The following is a 16,847-nucleotide window of genomic DNA, read 5'->3' on the forward strand; positions in this document are numbered from 1 at the left end:
GCATGTCTGTTTTCGATTCGCCCGCCTTCGAGAACCACGAAGGCGTCCATGCGGTCTTTGACGAAAAGACCGGCCTGAAGACGATCATCGCCATTCACTCCACGGCGCGCGGTCCGGCGGCCGGTGGATGCCGGATGTGGCCCTATGAAACAGACGACGCGGCGCTGACCGACGCCCTGCGTTTGTCCCGCGCGATGTCCTACAAGAACGCCCTGGCCGATATCCCGCTGGGCGGCGGCAAGTCGGTGATCATCGGCGACGCCCGCACCCAGAAGACGCCCGCGCTGTTCGAGGCCTTCGGCCGCGCCGTCGAGGGGCTGGGCGGCAAATACTGGACAGCCGAGGACGTCGGCGTCTCGCCGGCCGATCTCGAAAGCGCCCGCAAGCAGACCCGCTATGTCGCCGGCCTTGAAGGCCATGCCGCGGCGTCGGGCGATCCCAGTCCGGTGACGGCCGAGGGCGTGTTCCGCGGCCTGCGTCTCTGCGTCGAGCGCGCCTACGGCCGTGACCTGAAGGGCGTGCGCGTGGCGATCCAGGGCGTCGGCCACGTCGGGGCGTATCTGGCCGGGAAGCTGGCTGATGCCGGCGCCGAGCTGATCATCACGGACGTCAATGAGGCGGCCCTGGCGCAGGTCGCCGCCCGCACAGGGGCGACCATCGTGCCGCCGGCCGCGATCTTCGACGTCGAGGCCGAGGTGTTCGCGCCTTGCGCGCTCGGCGGCGCGGTCAATGCAGAGACACTGAGCCGCATCAAGGGGCGGGTGATCGCCGGCGCGGCCAACAACCAACTGGCCTCGCCCGAGATCGGCGCCCTGCTGTTCGAGCGCGGCCTGCTCTACGCGCCCGACTACGTCATCAACGGCGGCGGCATCATCAATGTGGCCGCTGAAATCGCCGCCATCGAGGCGGGGACGGCGTTCGACCCCGGCTGGGTCGAGGCCAAGCTCACGCGCCTGACCGCGACGCTCGGCGAAATCCTCGATGCGTCGCTGGCCGAGAAACGTCCGACCCATGAGGTCGCCGACGAAATGGCCAAGGCCCGGATCGCCGGGGCCGTCGCGGCCCGCAAGGCGGCCTGAACTAGGACGTCTCCCCGGCTGCCTTTGCGCCGCTGATCGCCGCGCCGGCGTTACGGTCGAGCCGGTAGTAGACCAGCGCTGAGAGCAGCGTGGTTCCCCCGACGGCCAGATACGGGATGGTGAACCGGTCGGGCGTCAGATCGCCGCCCGAGCCGCGCGCGAAATGCAGCATCAGCCCGCCGAAGCTGACCCCCATGGCGAGGCCGATCTGCTGGGCCACGACCGACAGGGTCGAGGCCTGGGCGATCTGGTGCTGCGGCACGTCGGCGAAGGCGATGGAGTTGGTGGCGATGAACTGGCTGGACCGCGCGAAGCCCGCGGCCGCCAGGAAGGCCATGATCACCCAGGCGGGCGTATCGACGCGGAAGAAGCCCGGCGCGGCCGTCAGCGCAGCGGTCAGGGCGACCAGGCTCAGCAGCGTCGCGCGGAAGCCCCATCGGCGCAGCATCGGGGCGGCAAACGGTCTGGAAATGAACACGCCCAGGCCGCCGGCCAGGGTGACCGATCCCGCCTGGAGCGGCGTCCAGCCCATGGCGACCTGCAGCAGCAGCGGCATCAGGAAGGGGCCGGCGCCGACGCCCAGCCGCATCAGGGTCCCGCCGAGCAGACTGGCGCGGAAGGTCGGGTATTGCAGCAGGTCCAGGTTCAGGATCGGGCGGAGCTTGGCGCGCGACACCTTCAGATAGAGCCAGCCGCTGGCCAGCGAGGCGGCGACCACGCCGACTTGTCCCCACCAGGGCAGCAGGCCGAGGCCGGCCGTCTCGGCCACGACCACGACGCCGGTGATCGCCGACGCCGCCAGGGCGAACCCGCTCCAGTCGAACGGCCCGGGGTAGACGCTCGGCAGCCGCGGCACGAACCGCAGGACCGCCAGCATCCCGAGCAGGCCGATCGGGATGTTGATGAAGAAGATCCACGGCCAGTCGGCCACCGACAGCACGAATCCCGCCAGCGGCGGCCCGATCAGCGGCCCGAGCAGGGCCGGCATGGTGAACCAGCCCATGGCGCGGATCAGATCGCTGCGCGGGGCGGAGCCGACCACGATCAGCCGGGCCACGGGCGTCATCAGCGCGCCGCCGATGCCCTGCACAACCCGGGCGGCGACCAGCTCGCCCAGGTTTGTCGAGAAACCGCACAGGGCCGATCCCGTCAGGAACACCACCATCGCCGCCAGGAACACGCGTCGCGGCTGGAACCGCTCGGCCGCCCAGCCGCTGATCGGCACGAACACGGCCAGGGCGAGGATGTAGGACGTCAGCGCGAGCTTCAGATGCAGGGGATCGGCGTCGAACGCGCGCGCAAGGGTCGGCAACGCCGTCGACAGCGCGGTGGAGTCGATGAATTCCATGAACAGCGCGCTGGCCACCGCCAGATAGGCGATCCGCGGCACGACCTGAACAGGCGGCGGGAGCGGCGCATCAGACGCCGCCGGGTCGGTCACTGGATCTGGCACGTGACGGTGTTAACGCCGCTGATGGCGCGGCTTCAAACGGAATCGGCCCGGTCGGGCCAGAATGGCCGTGCTAGTAGGCGCGCGGCAACCGCTGCTCGTGGCGGGCCTTGGCCGGCGGCTTGCCGCTGACCGTGAAGCTGATGCCGAAAACGGTGTCCTCGCGGGACATGCCGTAGGCGCTGATTTCCCTGCGGGCCACGCTGGCGGCGATCTGCCGGGAATCCTTGCGCCAGCCGATGCCCAGTTGAGCCTTGCCGAACTCGGCCAGCTGTTCGACCGACCAGCCGGCGGGCTTCCAGCCGCGCAAGGGGTCGCGCATCAGGTTCAGGCCGAAAGCCTGGCCGGATCCTGCGGCGAAGACGAACCAGCGGCCCTTCTTGCCGACCTTCTGGCTCGGGCCGACGCGCAGGGCGAACCGCTTGATGTCGAAGACCGGCCGGGTGGGGCGAAGCGCGATGATCGGCTCGTCAAAGATGCTCGTCGTTACATCCAGTCCGGCGCCCGGTGCGGACGGCACCTGCTCGCTGATCGTCAACTGGATGCGGGGTTCAGGAACGACATCCGGGGCGCGGGATGGCGTGGTCAGGGCGATGCGGGACAGCGGCACGGTCAGCCCCGACGAAGCCGCTCGCGGCGAGGGGACGTCCAGCAGGGCGAGCTGCGCCTGGCCGGCCGGCGCCTGCGCCGCGGGGCGCGAAAGGCGGATGGGTTCGGGCGGGGCGACCGCGACCTGGGTCGCTGCGGGGCCGCCCGCCAGTTCGACCGGCGCCGCGTCTTCCGCCCAGCGTCCGGTCGTGATCGGCGCGTCCGGGTCGTCGGGGATCGGGGCGCGCATGCCGCTGAAGGCGTCGCCGACACGGGATCCGGCGATGAGCGAGTCGGAGGTCAATCCATCGGTCGCGGCGCTCATGCTCGTGGCCGCACTGAGCGCGGCCGCGCCCAGAACTGTGACCGTAAACACCGCCGTGGCCGTCAGTGCGCGCATCCAGCGCTGCTCCCCACTGCACTCTGTTGCAATGGTTAACGTCCCTGCGGCCACAAGCAACCCCGCTCGCGAGGCGAGCGAGGCGGAATCGCCCACAAATGCGGCCCGTTGTGAGCCGCCCTGCGGGTGCTCAGTGGCAGGGACGGGGCGGAGCGCGGCGTTGCGTGTCCGGCTTTGCGCAGCTGCTGTCGGCCTTGCGACCGTGCTGCGGCAGGGGATCTGTGCGCGGCGGACTGAACGTGGCCCAGGGGTTCTGCTGCTGGAAACCTTTGCTCATCTCTGTCCCTCCTACGCGGGCTGGTACGGGTCTTCAGGCGGCGAACGCCGGTGCTTCGGGAGAAACCGCAACGCTCACCGTCAGGTCTGACTGGCCGGGATCGCCGAGGATCGCGCCGCTGACCGGAGCGGCGCCACGCGGCGTCCGGGCGACGGCGACGCGGATCAGATCGGCGGATTCGGCCAGGCCGTTCGTCGGGTCAAACTCGGTCCACCCCAGCCCCGGCAGGAACACCTGCACCCAGGCGTGGGTCGCGCCGGCGCCCCTGCGCACGCCGCTGTTGACGTAGCCACTGACGAAGCGGGCGGCGTAGCCCAGTCTCCGCAGGGCCTCGATCATCAGCCAGGCGAAGTCCCGGCAGGCGCCGCTGCGCAGGCCCAGGGTCGCACTCGGCGACTGGACGCCTTCGGTATGACGCGCCCGGTATTCGAACCCGTCGTGGATTGCGAGGGTCATGCGCATGAGCAGATCGAGCGCCGGTTCCCCGGCAGGGCCGATCTGTGAGGCCAGCCACTTCAGCAGCGCGTCGCCCTCTTCGTCCGTCTCCGGCGCGATGTAGGGCGCGAGGACGAGGCGGTCCTCGTGACTGTAGAGGATCGGCATGGCGGTCTGGGGATCGTCCGGCGACAACGGGGCCGGGAACCGCTCGATGACGAGCCGGCTGACGATGCTGAGGGACTTCGCCTCTCCGCGGGGCTCATACAGACAGACGCAGTTGCCGAGCGCGTCATAGACCCAGCGGGTGTCGCCCGGCGGCGACAGCGAGAGGCGCGCCTCGATGACGCGGATCGCATGGCTGTCGCGTGGCCGGACCAGCAGCCGATGCTGCCCGAAGAGCACCGGGCGCTCGTAGCTGTAGCGGGTTTCGTGGACGATGATCAGGCGGGCCATGCCGCCGGAGAACCCGTCGCGCGCCCGCCGGTTCCATCAAACCCGGCGATCAGGGCAGGGGGTGGACGTAAACCTCGTTCCAGCCGATGCGGTCGCCGTCGAATTCGACCAGATCGAAGCCGCGCATCCGGGCCGGGCCGTCAGGTCCCTCGAAGGTGCAATACCAGCGACCGCAGAAGCCGTTCTCGATGCTCCAGACCGTTTCCGGCGTGTAGGTCATGGGCGGCGTCGACGCGAACAGGGCTGTCAGATAGGCGCGCAGGGCGTCGTGGCCGACGATGCCGGCGGCCGTCTGCGGGTCCTTGTAGGTGCAGTCCGGGGCGTAGAAGCCGACCAGGGCTTCGACGTCCTTGGCGGTCCAGGCGGCCAGCCAGCGGCTGTTGAAGTCGGCGATATCCATCAGGCGGCCTCCAGTACGCGCGCGCGGTGCTCCGGCGTGAAGATTTCGGCCGGCATGGCCTCCGGTCCGGCCATCACCGCAAAGCCGTGCATCCCGAGCGTGGGGTCTTCGGCGCTGCGTTCGAAGTGATGACGACGGCGGGCCTTGGCCTCGGGCCCGAACTCGGCGTCGAGGACCGAGGTCAGGCCTGCGCAGAACCGCAGGCGGCGCATTCGCTCGGTGCGTTCGACGGCATAGTCGGCGAAGGCGGCCGGCGACCAGTCCGCCCCGCCGGTGAGGACCTCGTGGACGGTCCGGGCGTCGCGATAGGTGATCGACTGCCCCAGCCCGACGATCGGGTCGTTCCAGCCGGCCGCGTCGCCGATCAGCACGACGCCCTCGGCGAACGGCTGGTCGGTCCAGGTGTCGTTATTGAAGAAGCTGAGCACCGGCCCGGCGGGCGCGCCGGCGACGATGGCCTCGTTGATCGGGCTGCACTCGACGCGGAAGGCTTCGAGGAAGGCACGCTGGCCATCCGGACCTGAAAAGCGCCGCTTCTGCTCCAGGGCGTAGCTGCCGTAGAGCCGCACCTTGCCGTCGCCCTGCGGGAAGGCGAGGAAGGCGAAATCGTCCTCGGTGCCGATGGCCTGGAGATCATCGGGCCAGTCCGGCGCCTGGTCGACCAGCATGCCGGCGAACCAGTGGTGCGGCTTGTCCTGATGCAGGGTGATGCCGACAGCCTCGCGGACGGCCGAGGCCCGTCCGTCCGCGCCGACGATCAGCCGGCAGCGGACGGTGTGCTCGACGTCGTTGTGCAGGAACGTCACCGACGGCTCGGCGCCCGGCGTGATCGCCGTGACCAGCGCGCCACGCAACGTCGTCGCGCCGCGACGGGTCGCCTCGTTGAACAGCGTCTGGCAGTGGTGCGGGTTGCCGAGCGTCAGCGGGCCGGGCACGTCGGGCGCGAAGATGCCGAGCGGCAGGGTCTTGGCCTCTGCCTCGGCCGGCGTGCGGCTTTCGTCATAGGTGATGTGTCGCGCGACATAATGGCCGCCGGCGGCCAGCAGGGTGTCGAGCAGACCCATCCGGCGCACCTCCGTGACGCCCCAGGGCGCGATCCACTCGCCGCGGACGCGGTCCTGATAGACGTCCGTCTGCTCCAGCAACAGGACGTCGACGCCCGAACCGGCCAGGCTCGCGGCAAGGGCGGAGCCCCCGACGCCGCCGCCGACGATGATGACCTCGTGAAAGTCAGACATATGCCGCTCCGAACCGTGTTGGGCGTGACCCTAGGCCCGTCCTTCGCCTTGGCAACCGTGACCCGGCGTCAGCCGAGAATCGGCGCCATTGCGGCCTGCACCGCAGGGCGCGCACGCAGGCGGTCCAGCCAGGCGCCCACGGCAGGTCCAACCGACAGACCCGTCCGGTCCGCCATCAGCACCAGCGGCGCATAGCAGATGTCGGCCAGGGAGTAGTCGCCGACGAGCCATGGCCCCCGTTCGAGCCGGCCAGCCAGCAGGGCCACATGGTGTTCAAGCTCTTCGCGGCCTTGCGCCCGAAGCTCGGCGGTGTCGGGAAATCCCATCGAAGCGGGCGCCAGCCAGCGCTTCCACGACATCATCCAGGGGCCGTTGCTCCAGCACATGAGCTGGCGAATCTCCGCCCGCGCTGACGGGCATGTCGGCATGAGCGCCGGCTCCGGGCGGGTCTCTTCGAGATATTCGAGGATCGCCGTCGACTCGGCGAACGCCCGCCGGTCGTCCTCCAGCACCGGCACCTGCCCAAAGGGATTGAGCGCCAGGAACTCCGGCCTGTGCGAGGCGCCGCCGGGGAGGTCGATGATCGCCTCCTCAAACGCCAGTCCCTTCTCTGCGAGGGCGATCCGCACCCGCCAGGGCATGAGCGAAACCGGATGCCAGTAAAGCTTCATTTCGCCGCCGCGCGCTGACCCGGCCGATAGGTCTCGACCACGTTGCCGGCCAGCTGCGCTTCGGTGAACAGCACCGGCTTGAAGCGCATGGCGGCGAACAGCGGAGCCTGGTCGCTGTAGTGCGCCTTCGAGGCGTCCATCGTCGCCGTGCCGAACTGGTGGATGCTCTGGCTGGAGAGGACGCCGTCGCGGTCCCAACTGACGAACATGATGAAGGTGTCGCCGGCGAGCGCGGTCAGGCGGCCGTCGTCGCCGGGCTTGCCGTAGACGGCGCGAAGGGTGTCGGGCCCGCCGTCGATGGGCAGGTCTACCCGGCCGCGGCGGATACGGTTGACCTGGCCCCATTCAGGGTCGAGACGCCCGAAGTGGGTCCTGAGCAGCTTGATCGTCTCAAGCAGCGCCTTGCGCGGCGTCGGAGTCTTCGGATCGTGGCTGTCGCGGCCGGTGATCACCGGCTGGGCCGTCAGGATGGCCAGGGCGGCGCCACGGCTCGTGACCTTCGTCGTGTAGTCCCAGCGGGCGAGGATCGCCTGGGCGGCGATGATCTCCTCGTCCCCCTTGGGATCAAGCGCCAGCAGCTCGCCGACCAGCGCGGCGACCGACGAGCGATGGCTGTAGGCCGTGTCGAACTTCCAGGCGCGGAACTCTTCCGGCGTGATCTGGGCATCGGTCGCGAAGGTCTCGACCAGACGCAGCGAGCGGTTGGTCATGTTGGTCTGGATGCCCATGGTCGGGCTGAAGGCGTAGGGGTCCAGACCGTCGCCGAAGGCGGTGGCCTCGAACGGCGTGTTGTTGGCGTTGAACACCAGCCCGCCCTTCGGCTGCCAGACCTGCGGCACCTGCTCGAACGGCAGGTAGCCGGTCCAGATCAGATCCGACCGGTCGCCGGGCAGGACGCCGGACCAGTTGACCCCCTCGCGGCGCTTGGGGAACAGCCCGTTGTAGACGTAGCCGACGTTGCCCTTCGCATCCGCGTAGACGTAGTTGATGCTCGGCAGCGCCTGCAGCGCCATCGCCGCCTTCCACTCCTCGAGCGAGCGGGCCTTGTCGAGCCGCCAGTACTGCAGCGGCTGGCGGACGGTATCCATACCGGCGTAGCGGATCGCAAACGTTCCACCCTTCGTCCGCATGACCGGACCATGGGCGGAGCCCAGAACCTCCTTGTTGACCGTCCAGCTGAACGGTCCCCACAGCTTTACGCGCAGCTTCGCCGTGGACTTGTCGAGCTTCCGCCATTTGCCGTCGAGGCGGTACTCGTCCTTGTTCTCCGGGTTGATCACCAGCCGGTAGATGTCGACGAGGTCCGGGTTGTTGACCGTGTTGGCCCAGCCGAGATCCGCGTTGTGGCCGTGCAGCATGAACGGCGAGCCGGGGAAGAACCCGCCGGCCACGTGCCAGCCTTCGCCGCTCTCGACCACCGCCTCGTACCAGGCGACCGGGCCGCTGTAGGGCTGATGCGAGTTGACCAGCAGGCGGGTCGCGCCGTCCGACGAGCGCGACGGGGCGATGGCCACGCCGTTGGAGCCCTTGGGCAGGCCGTCCTCGGTGGCGTTGGTCAGGCGCTTCAACTCACCGTCGAGGCCGTAGAAGAACGGCGTCTTGAACACGAAGCCGGCGGCGATGTCCTTGCCGGTCAGGGGCAGCAGCCCGGACGTCACCTTCCCGGGATTGCGCGCGGCGTAGTAGTTCACCCCGTCGGCGTAGGCCTGCAGCACCGCCTTCACGTCCGGCGGCAGATCGCGGTCATACTTTGCGTCGATCGTCTTCCAGACCCCCAGCAGGCTGACGATATAGTCGCCCGGCGCGGCCTTGATCCCCTCGCTGGCGGCCAGGGTTCCGCGCGTGGCCAGCGCGACGGTCTGGATGGTCTCGAAGTCGTCCTCGGCATGGGCGAAGGCCAGGCCAAAGGCGGCGTCCGCATCGGTCTTGCCCAGGATATGCGGCACCCCGAACCGGTCGCGGCGGATGACCACATCGTAGTTGCGCGCCTTCTCGATCAGCGGCGTCAGGTCGGCCTTGCGCGGCGCGCTGACCGCGCTGACGAGCAGCACGGTGACGACAACGCCCAGCGCCAGTCCCGCGACCGCGAGCAGGCCTCTCCAGATCCAGCGCATCCGACTCCCCAGGGTGGTTCGGCAGCAATCCTGTTCGCTGGCGCGGCGAGGCGCAACGGACATCACCCTGCGCGCGTCACGTTCGGGCGGGCGACGTTACGGCAACGGCGATTTCCCGCTCAAAGTCCTTGTCCGGACGATGGGTGGACGCGCTTTCAGCTTGCCCGAGCGGTTCTCGCCCGTTACCGAAGACCCCTGCGCAAGGCGTCGATACAAGAGCCATCAAAGGCCGGTTTCGAGACGCCCGTTACAAGGAGGACGCCGGTGATGGGCGGCGAATCAATTGTTCCGGGCCTGGACCAGGCTCCGACAAAACATGCACGACTGCTCGCCTGGGTGCGGGACATAGCGGCGCTCACCAAGCCGGCGCGCGTGCATTGGTGCGACGGGTCGGACGCGGAGTGGGACGCTCTGACCGGGCTTCTGATCGAAGCCGGCACCCTCAAGCGCCTGAATCCGGAAAAGCGCCCCAACAGCTTCTACGCCGCCTCCGATCCCAAGGACGTGGCGCGGGTCGAGAGCCGCACCTTCATCTGTTCCGAGAATGAGATCGACGCCGGGCCGACCAACAACTGGCTCGATCCGACCGAAATGCGGGCCGACCTGAAGCTGCTGTTCGACGGCTGCATGCGCGGCCGGACCATGTACGTCGTGCCGTTCAGCATGGGTCCGATCGGCTCGCCGATCAGCGCGCTCGGCGTGGAAATTACCGACAGCGCGTATGTCGCCGTCTCGATGCGGGTGATGACCCGCATGGGCAAGCAGGCGCTGGACCAGATGGGCGAGGACGGCTTCTTCGTGCCGGCCGTCCATTCCCTCGGCGCGCCGCTGGAACACGGTCAGGCCGACGTGCCGTGGCCCTGCAACGAGATCAAATATATCGTCCACTATCCCGAAACCCGGGAGATCTGGTCCTACGGCTCGGGCTACGGCGGCAACGCCCTGCTCGGGAAGAAGTGCTACGCCCTTCGCATCGCCAGCGTGATGGCCCGCGACGAGGGGTGGCTGGCCGAGCACATGCTGATCCTCAAGCTGACCAGCCCCAAGGGCGCGGTGCGCTTCGTGGCGGCGGCTTTCCCCAGCGCCTGCGGCAAGACCAACCTCGCCATGCTTCAGCCGACGATCCCCGGCTGGAAGGCCGAGACGGTCGGCGACGACATCTGCTGGATGCGTTTCGGCGAAGATGGCCGGCTCTACGCCATCAACCCGGAAGCCGGCTTCTTCGGCGTGGCGCCGGGCACCGGCATCGGCACCAATCGCAACGCCATCGAGGCGCTCGACAAGAACGTCATCTTCACCAACGTGGCCCTGACCGACGACGGCGATGTCTGGTGGGAAGGCCTGACCGACGAGAAGCCCGCGCACCTCACCGACTGGCGCGGCCGGTCCTGGACGCCGGAGAGCCCGGAGCCCGCCGCCCATCCGAACGCCCGCTTCGCCGTCGACGCCGCCCAGTGTCCGGTGATCGCCAGCGAGTGGGACGATCCCCGCGGCGTGCCGATCAGCGCGATCCTGTTCGGCGGCCGTCGCGCCAGCGCCGTGCCGCTGGTCACTGAAGCGTTCGACTGGGCGCACGGTGTTTTCATGGGCTCGACGGTCGCCTCGGAAGGCACCGCCGCGGCCGAGAACAAGGTCGGCGAACTGCGCCGCGACCCGTTCGCGATGCTGCCGTTCTGCGGCTACAACATGGGCGACTACTTCGGCCACTGGCTGAAGGTCGGCGGCAACGCCGACCCCGAGAAGCTGCCGCGCATCTTCATGGTCAACTGGTTCCGCAAGGGCGAGGACGGCCGCTTCGTCTGGCCGGGCTACGGCGAGAACAGCCGCGTGCTCAAGTGGATCTTCGACCGTCTGGAAGGTGAAGCTGCGGCGGTGGATACGGCCATCGGCCGCGTCCCGGCGCCGGGGTCGCTCGACACCGTGGGCCTCGGCCTCACGGAGGCGCAGATCAAGCTGCTCAAGACCGTCGATGTGGATGTGTGGCGCGAGGAAGCCTCGCTGATCCCGGCTTTCTACGAGAAGTTCGGCGAGCGCATGCCGGCCGAGCTGTGGAGCCAGCTGAACGCCCTCAAGGCTCGCCTCGAAGGCGCCGGCGCGAAGGTGGCGGAACTGGCCTGAGGGGCGGTTTTGGACAAGCGCTCCAGCGTATCGTCATGATACGCGCACCCCTGGGGGCCGGGCTGGCCCTGGCGCTCCTGGCGCCGGCGGCGGCGTCGGCAGGCAATGTTCCGGCGCCGACGACTCCCTTCGATCTTCGCGGCGCCGCGACCTACTCGGCCATCTGTGTGCACGATGAAACGGGCGACGTCGTCGGCGTGCGCGTCTTCGTGCGCTCGCCGTCCGCTCGGCCGAGAGTTGTCGTCCAGACCGCCGAGGGAGACCTGGGCCTTCCCGTGGCCGCGCGCTCGTGGACCGAGGGTGGCCGGCTGTACTTCGCTGCGCCGAAGACGGCCGCAACGCCGGAACTGGCGGGCGAAATCGGCAAACGGACGGCCAGGCTGACCATCCCCTACGGTGACTTCAGGACTTTGCCGCTGCGAAACGACCGGCGCGGCTTCCCGATTTGCGACTAGCCGGCGGCTATTCCGCCGCCATCAGCGCCGGGTTGACCGTGCGGACCGGCATCGGGACGACGTCGGCGCCCTGATGGGTCTCGACAGAAACCACCATCGCGGCGCGTTCTTCCGGCGTGATCAGCAGGCCGGCGTTGAAGGCCTTCTGGCCGGCGGCGCGGCTGGAGGTCCAGGCGGCGATCCGCGGCGCGAAGAGCATCGGCACGAAGATCGGCCAGATCCACAGCAGCAAATCGGGGCGCATCGCCAGGGCGGTCAGGAAGAACATCCCGGCGAAGAACTCGTTGCGGAAGCTGAGCTTGGCGTCGGCCAGCGACAGACCGTCGGCGTCGCGGTTCTGGGCATGCCAGCCCGCGTCCTTGCCCATCAGGATCTCGAACACCGCCCGGGTGTTGCCGATCATGTAGATCGGGGCCGTCAGGGCCGAGAGGCCCATCTCGGCCGCGACGCTCTTGAGCAGGACCTTCGTCCCGCCGTAGGCGCGACGCTCCTGCGGACGGCTCAGCACCAGGGCCACGCCCATCAGCTTGGGGCCCAGCAGCATGCCGGTGGTCAGCAGCGACGCCCAGAGCATCGGGTTCAGCTCGGGGTGCAGGAAGTACCACCACGAACCCCAGTCGGGCTTGTTGTGGATCTGGATGTACAGGCCGGCGATCAGCGACAGCAGCCAGATCGGCGAGGCGAGATAGGCCATCAGGCCGACGACCAGCTGGAAGCGGCTCATCCAGTGCAGGCCGGGCGCGCGGAGCAGGGCGATGTGCTGCAGGTTGCCCTGGCACCAGCGGCGCTCGCGCTTCATGAATTCCAGCAGGCTGGGCGGGGTCTCTTCGTAGCTGCCGGTCAGGGTCGGGGTGACATGCACGCCCCAGCCGCCGCGGCGCAGCAGGCCGGCCTCGACGACGTCGTGGCTCATGATGTGGCCGCCGAACGGCTTGCGGCCCGGCAGGCTCGGCAGGCCGCAGCAGTCGGCGAAGGCGCGGACGCGGACGATCGCGTTGTGGCCCCAGTAGCTGGCCTCCGAGCCCGACCACCAGGCCAGGCCCGCCGAAGCGACCCGGCCGTACAGGCGCACGCCGAACTGCGAGGCGCGCGCGAACAGGGTCTTGCCCTCGACGATCGCCGGGGTGGTCTGGATCAGGCCGATGCCGGGGTGACGCTCCATGCCGTCGACCAGGTGCAGGATGGTCTCGCCGGTCATGGTGCTGTCGGCGTCGAGCACGATCATGTGGCTGTAGGCGCCGCCGAAACGACGGACCCATTCCGACAGGTTGCCGACCTTGCGCTCGGTGTTCTCGCGGCGACGGCGGTAATAGACGCGGCAGTTGGACTGCAGGCGGAAGGTCTGGAACGCCGCCCACTCGCTGGCGGCCACGCGGTCGTCGGTGGTGTCGCTGAGGACGAAGATGTCGAACGCCTGGGTGACGCTCAGGCTCGACAGCGAGCGCTCGATCTGCGCGAGGCGACCGAAGGAGGCCTGGGCGTCCTCGTTGTAGAGCGGCATCAGCAGGGCGGTGCGGACGGTCGGCCGGGGCGCGACCTCGCCAAAGCCCAGTTCGTCCTTGTCGCCGCGGGTCAGCAGCAGGGTCATGCCGATGACGGCGCTGCAGAACCAGCAGGAGATGGCGGTGATCAGCACCAGGAACAGGCCGAGGCCCAGCACCTCGAACGGCAGGAAGCCGTCCTTGGCGTAGAGCCGGATCGGCTCCCACGAGGCGAGGGCGGTCATCAGCAGGGTGGCGCTGAACAGGATGGTGCGGCGGCGCACGATATCGGCGGGCGAGGTCAGCGGCGCGCGGTCGGCCATGACGCCGCCATCGAGCAGCGGCTGGCGCGGCATGGACAGGGGGGCGGGCGCGGGCAGGTGTTCGCGCTCGGGCGCGGCGGCGTACGACCCGGCGTAGGCCGGTGTGTCGTACTGGATCGCCAGGTTGCTCGTACCGTCCATCTTGGTCGCCGTGATCGAGAGGGAGAATCCGCAGCCAGCGGGTCAGGGAATTGCGATCACGCTTATGTTATGTTGCGGTGCAACCTCGCAAGCGGTTTTGTCGATAACCCGTGCAGAAAATGCGCTTTTTCGCAGTGGCGCCGCAAAATCGGTCGTGATCAGTTCGTGATCGAGCGGTCATCACGCAATTGAGAGGCGTCCGTGACCAGCGCGGCCTCGTCCCGTAGACGAGTCGCGTCGTCAGGGACAGTCTCCGCGCTCTCCAGCGCCAGCGCGATGAGTCGCCGCTCGAGCAGAAACGCCGCGATCCCGACCCAGCCGACCAGCACGATCGCAAAGGCCCGCTCCCACCAGCCGACATTCTGCGGGTTCACCGTGCCCGGCAGGACGAGGTGTTTGGTCATCACGGTCAGGAACGCCATCAGCACGAAGACCGCGACCAGGAACCAGCGCAGCCGGCTCACGCCCGCCGCGCGGCGCAGGCCCCACAGCAGGAACAGCGGCGCCAGCTGGATGCCGAGCCCGAGGTTGATGAACAGGTGCCGGGGATCGGGCCAGACATAGATGCTCCCGACCACGAGCCCGATCGCCGCCAGCACGAACGCCAGGGCGATGAGGCCGGCGGCGATCCGCGAGCCGCCCAGCGCCATGACCGCCAGGCCGAAGCCGATCCCGGCGATGCCCGCCCCGATGCCGGAAAAGGCCACCCCGGCGTTGAACACCTGCGGATGTCGGGCCCCGCCGGCGCCCAGTTCGCTGAGGAACTGGGTGGCGTGGTTGAAGCCCGGGAACAGGGCGACCGCGATCAGGGTGCAGGCCAGCGCAACGATCGGCGCGGCGATACCGATGCGCAGCAGGATCCTGCGACGACGAAACGGGGTCACGCGACCTCCGTCGGGCGGGAATTCTGGGATCCGGCGGCGACGGCCTTGGGCGCGGCGTGGCGCTTGAGGCCCCAGAGCGGTCGCAGGGGGCCGCTGCGTCGCGCCAGCTCATAGACCAGTACGCTGCCCCCCAGCGTCGCCGTCACCAGCAGGCCGGCCTCGACGAACGCCGGCAGGCCCGCGGGCTTCAGCAGGAAGGCGGCGATGACCAGGATCGTCTGGTGCGCCAGATAGCAGGGGAAGACCGCGTCGGTCAGGTAACGCAGCAGCGGACCATCCGTCTTGCGCAGGTACAGACTTCCGAAGCCGAGTATGGTGGCGATCACCGACCATTGCTCGAGGCCGTAGGCGATGCGCCGGGGCCAGCCGAACCAGAACAGGCCGTCCGGCGAGGCCGTGATGGCCATCAGCAGCGGGATCGAGACCAGTGCAACGCCGAGCGCGCGCCAGCGCTGGGCCTCGAAGGTCTTCCAGATGGTCTCCCGACCGGCGACGGCGAAGCCGAACAGGAAGACGCCGAGGGAGATGAGGTGGTTGTACCAGTCGCCCCATAGCTGGTTGGTCTGGCCGAACCAGGGAAACAGCAGCTGGCGCGCGAGGATGAAGAACACGATCGGGACGGCCAGCAGGCGCCATCCGGACAGGACGCGTTCCAGACCGGTCTCAAGCTTCGCCAGCCAGTCGGGGCGCGTCATCAGGGCGACGGCGGCGAGGCTGTAGACAGTGATGTACTCGACGAACCAGAGGTGGTTCAGCGGCACGCCGTCGGCCAGCCCCGCAGGGCTGAACTCCTTGAGCCACCAGGCGCCCAGACCGTCGTCCCAGCTGTCCTTCGAGACCGCTTCGAGCCACGCCTGCGGCGGGACGAGAAACAGGACGCCGAAGATCAGCGGCGGGGCGAGCCGGGCCAGTCGCGCCTTCAGAACCTCGCCCGGCGTGTACCGGCGGCTCATGAACCGCAGCGCGGCGCCAGAAACCAGAAACAGCAGGGTCAGGCGCCATGGGCCGGTGACCGCGGTCGCCTCTTCCAGCCAGCCGAAAGTGTGGGTGCTGTGAACGTGCCAGTCCCAGGGCGCGTACACGAGGCTGACGTGGAACAGGATCAGCAGGCCGAAGGCCCCCACCCGGATCCAGTCGAGGTCAGCGCGGCGCTGTGAGGGGGCGGGCTGGGTCATCTGGAACGCTGCATCGCAAAAACCATGGAACGACGCAACCGGCGGTCAGGGCAGGAAAACGCCCCCTGCAGTGGTTATCGCTTGCGCAGCGCACGGACTGACCGCCGTCAAATTGTGCAGGTGCGAAGGGATTCGCGGGATTTCCCCGGCCGGCCACGCTTCGGCGCTGGTCGCCGGCGATGCCCCGGGCTGGATAGGGCGTCCTGGTTTCCTGTCGGAGGGGGTCCGGGGTCCCTGCGGGCCGGTCTGTCCTGGCCGCCCGCCGTATTCGGCCCCGGTTCGAGCGATCGAGCCGGGGTCCGTTTTTTTGGCCCGGGCTTCCCTTGCGTCCCCGTTGACGCCCGCCCGACGATCCCGCCCCATGGCGAGATGATCGAGCTCCTTGAACATCCGCTGTCGCCCTACGCCCAGAAGGTCAAGATCGCCCTCGCCGAGAAGGGCGTTCCCTTTACGGTTCGCACGCCGGAGGCCATCGGCTCGGGCGCCACGCCGGGCGATTTCCGGGTGGCCAGTCCGCGCGGCGAGGTGCCCGTACTGTTTGTCGACGGCGCGCCGATCTTCGACTCGACGGTGATCCTGGAGTTCATCGAGGACCGGTTCCCGACGCCCGCCCTGCTTCCCGCTGATCCGCTGGCGCGAGCCCGCGCCCGGATGCTCGAGGAGGTCTGCGACACCCACTACGAGGCGATCAACTGGGGCCTTTCGGAGATCACCTATTTCCGCCGCGCCGAGGGGCTGCTGGCCGAGACCCTGCTGGCCAATGCGGGCGCCCAGATCGGCCGTCTGAACATCTGGCTGGAAAAGCAACTGGGGGCAGGCCCCTGGTTCGGAGGGGAGACCTTCGGCTGGGCCGACCTGAGCGCGGTCCCCTATGTCCAGGGCGCGGCCGGGTTCGGGATGGGGCCGGCGGCGGGCTCGCCCCTGGCGGCATGGCTGGACCGGGCCCGTGGCCGGCCGTCCGTCGCTGCGGCGTTCGAGGCGGCGCGCGATGCGGTCAAGGCGATGACCGCCGTCGCCGGGATCGTCGACGCGGGCCTGTTCAAGCGCCAGTACCGGGATCACCGTCTCGAATGGATGATCCGCTCCGGCGGCATCGAGGTGGTCCTGAAGGGGCTCGAGCGCGGCAACATCCGGTTCAACGACGAGCCGGTCTGACAACGAG

At 69.0% G+C, this 16,847-nt stretch carries 15 protein-coding genes; 4 read left to right on the top strand and 11 right to left on the bottom strand.

The features are described from left to right. The first annotated feature begins 2 nt into the window (after positions 1 to 2). The gene (locus AC3WJT_RS10970) at positions 3 to 1,079 is read left to right on the top strand and encodes a Glu/Leu/Phe/Val family dehydrogenase (RefSeq protein WP_492343153.1); all 1,077 of its coding nucleotides are present in this window, start codon (positions 3 to 5) and stop codon (positions 1,077 to 1,079) included. Between the two features lies 1 nt (position 1,080). On the opposite strand, the gene AC3WJT_RS10975 is transcribed toward AC3WJT_RS10970, so the two are convergent. The 8 genes from AC3WJT_RS10975 to AC3WJT_RS11010 form a co-directional block, all read right to left on the bottom strand. Further along, positions 1,081 to 2,532, bottom strand: coding sequence for an MFS transporter (locus AC3WJT_RS10975; protein ID WP_492343154.1), 1,452 nt, complete (start codon positions 2,530 to 2,532; stop codon positions 1,081 to 1,083). Between the two features lie 70 nt (positions 2,533 to 2,602). Then, on the bottom strand, positions 2,603 to 3,517 hold the full coding sequence (locus tag AC3WJT_RS10980) for a hypothetical protein (protein ID WP_492343155.1): 915 nt from the start codon (positions 3,515 to 3,517) through the stop codon (positions 2,603 to 2,605). A gap of 130 nt (positions 3,518 to 3,647) precedes the next feature. Further along, positions 3,648 to 3,794 carry a hypothetical protein gene (locus AC3WJT_RS10985; RefSeq protein ID WP_492343156.1) on the bottom strand — a complete coding sequence of 49 codons (147 nt, stop codon included), beginning with the start codon at positions 3,792 to 3,794 and terminating at the stop codon, positions 3,648 to 3,650. Positions 3,795 to 3,827: 33 nt separating this feature from the next. Further along, entirely contained in the window at positions 3,828 to 4,685 is an 858-nt protein-coding gene (locus AC3WJT_RS10990) for a transglutaminase family protein (RefSeq protein ID WP_492343157.1), read from the bottom strand. A 49-nt stretch (positions 4,686 to 4,734) separates the two neighbouring features. Then, positions 4,735 to 5,085 (bottom strand): nuclear transport factor 2 family protein, encoded by a 351-nt coding sequence (locus AC3WJT_RS10995; RefSeq protein ID WP_492343158.1) that lies wholly within the window; start codon positions 5,083 to 5,085, stop codon positions 4,735 to 4,737. Further along, positions 5,085 to 6,323: an FAD-dependent oxidoreductase gene (locus tag AC3WJT_RS11000; protein ID WP_492343159.1), complete on the bottom strand. Its 1,239-nt coding sequence runs from the start codon at positions 6,321 to 6,323 to the stop codon at positions 5,085 to 5,087. Before AC3WJT_RS11000 ends, AC3WJT_RS10995 begins: the two co-directional genes overlap by 1 nt. A gap of 68 nt (positions 6,324 to 6,391) precedes the next feature. Continuing rightward, positions 6,392 to 6,994: a glutathione S-transferase family protein gene (locus AC3WJT_RS11005; protein WP_492343160.1), complete on the bottom strand. Its 603-nt coding sequence runs from the start codon at positions 6,992 to 6,994 to the stop codon at positions 6,392 to 6,394. Further along, positions 6,991 to 9,108 (bottom strand): acylase, encoded by a 2,118-nt coding sequence (locus AC3WJT_RS11010; RefSeq protein WP_492343161.1) that lies wholly within the window; start codon positions 9,106 to 9,108, stop codon positions 6,991 to 6,993. Before AC3WJT_RS11010 ends, AC3WJT_RS11005 begins: the two co-directional genes overlap by 4 nt. 267 nt (positions 9,109 to 9,375) lie before the next feature. Between AC3WJT_RS11010 and AC3WJT_RS11015 the strand changes: the two genes are divergently transcribed. After that, entirely contained in the window at positions 9,376 to 11,226 is a 1,851-nt protein-coding gene (locus AC3WJT_RS11015) for a phosphoenolpyruvate carboxykinase (GTP) (protein ID WP_492343162.1), read from the top strand. A gap of 35 nt (positions 11,227 to 11,261) precedes the next feature. After that, positions 11,262 to 11,681: a hypothetical protein gene (locus tag AC3WJT_RS11020; RefSeq protein WP_492343163.1), complete on the top strand. Its 420-nt coding sequence runs from the start codon at positions 11,262 to 11,264 to the stop codon at positions 11,679 to 11,681. Positions 11,682 to 11,688: 7 nt separating this feature from the next. On the opposite strand, the gene mdoH is transcribed toward AC3WJT_RS11020, so the two are convergent. From mdoH to AC3WJT_RS11035, 3 genes are all read right to left on the bottom strand, one after another. Then, complete coding sequence (gene mdoH, locus AC3WJT_RS11025; RefSeq protein WP_492343164.1) at positions 11,689 to 13,626, bottom strand: glucans biosynthesis glucosyltransferase MdoH; 1,938 nt, start codon at positions 13,624 to 13,626, stop codon at positions 11,689 to 11,691. Between the two features lie 158 nt (positions 13,627 to 13,784). Beyond that, positions 13,785 to 14,510 (bottom strand): DUF998 domain-containing protein, encoded by a 726-nt coding sequence (locus tag AC3WJT_RS11030; protein ID WP_492343165.1) that lies wholly within the window; start codon positions 14,508 to 14,510, stop codon positions 13,785 to 13,787. Further along, positions 14,507 to 15,685, bottom strand: a complete 1,179-nt coding sequence (locus AC3WJT_RS11035) for an acyltransferase family protein (RefSeq protein ID WP_492343166.1) — start codon at positions 15,683 to 15,685, stop codon at positions 14,507 to 14,509. Before AC3WJT_RS11035 ends, AC3WJT_RS11030 begins: the two co-directional genes overlap by 4 nt. 369 nt (positions 15,686 to 16,054) lie before the next feature. Here AC3WJT_RS11035 and AC3WJT_RS11040 point away from each other — a divergent pair, with 369 nt between their 5' ends. After that, complete coding sequence (locus tag AC3WJT_RS11040; protein WP_492343167.1) at positions 16,055 to 16,840, top strand: glutathione S-transferase family protein; 786 nt, start codon at positions 16,055 to 16,057, stop codon at positions 16,838 to 16,840. Positions 16,841 to 16,847: the final 7 nt, after the last annotated feature.

The sequence above is a fragment of the Caulobacter sp. FW305-C-30-S16 genome (genome assembly GCF_058783025.1).

What these genes read in the sequence shown, in the direction of transcription:
- AC3WJT_RS10970 (WP_492343153.1), top strand. Translation starts at nt 3, where the DNA reads ATGTCTGTTTTCGATTCGCCCGCCTTCGAGAACCACGAAGGCGTCCAT.
- AC3WJT_RS10980 (WP_492343155.1), bottom strand. Translation starts at nt 3,517, where the DNA reads ATGCGCGCACTGACGGCCACGGCGGTGTTTACGGTCACAGTTCTGGGC.
- AC3WJT_RS10985 (WP_492343156.1), bottom strand. Translation starts at nt 3,794, where the DNA reads ATGAGCAAAGGTTTCCAGCAGCAGAACCCCTGGGCCACGTTCAGTCCG.
- AC3WJT_RS10990 (WP_492343157.1), bottom strand. Translation starts at nt 4,685, where the DNA reads ATGGCCCGCCTGATCATCGTCCACGAAACCCGCTACAGCTACGAGCGC.
- AC3WJT_RS10995 (WP_492343158.1), bottom strand. Translation starts at nt 5,085, where the DNA reads ATGGATATCGCCGACTTCAACAGCCGCTGGCTGGCCGCCTGGACCGCC.
- AC3WJT_RS11000 (WP_492343159.1), bottom strand. Translation starts at nt 6,323, where the DNA reads ATGTCTGACTTTCACGAGGTCATCATCGTCGGCGGCGGCGTCGGGGGC.
- AC3WJT_RS11005 (WP_492343160.1), bottom strand. Translation starts at nt 6,994, where the DNA reads ATGAAGCTTTACTGGCATCCGGTTTCGCTCATGCCCTGGCGGGTGCGG.
- AC3WJT_RS11010 (WP_492343161.1), bottom strand. Translation starts at nt 9,108, where the DNA reads ATGCGCTGGATCTGGAGAGGCCTGCTCGCGGTCGCGGGACTGGCGCTG.
- AC3WJT_RS11015 (WP_492343162.1), top strand. Translation starts at nt 9,376, where the DNA reads ATGGGCGGCGAATCAATTGTTCCGGGCCTGGACCAGGCTCCGACAAAA.
- AC3WJT_RS11020 (WP_492343163.1), top strand. Translation starts at nt 11,262, where the DNA reads ATGATACGCGCACCCCTGGGGGCCGGGCTGGCCCTGGCGCTCCTGGCG.
- mdoH (WP_492343164.1), bottom strand. Translation starts at nt 13,626, where the DNA reads ATGGACGGTACGAGCAACCTGGCGATCCAGTACGACACACCGGCCTAC.
- AC3WJT_RS11035 (WP_492343166.1), bottom strand. Translation starts at nt 15,685, where the DNA reads ATGACCCAGCCCGCCCCCTCACAGCGCCGCGCTGACCTCGACTGGATC.
- AC3WJT_RS11040 (WP_492343167.1), top strand. Translation starts at nt 16,055, where the DNA reads ATGATCGAGCTCCTTGAACATCCGCTGTCGCCCTACGCCCAGAAGGTC.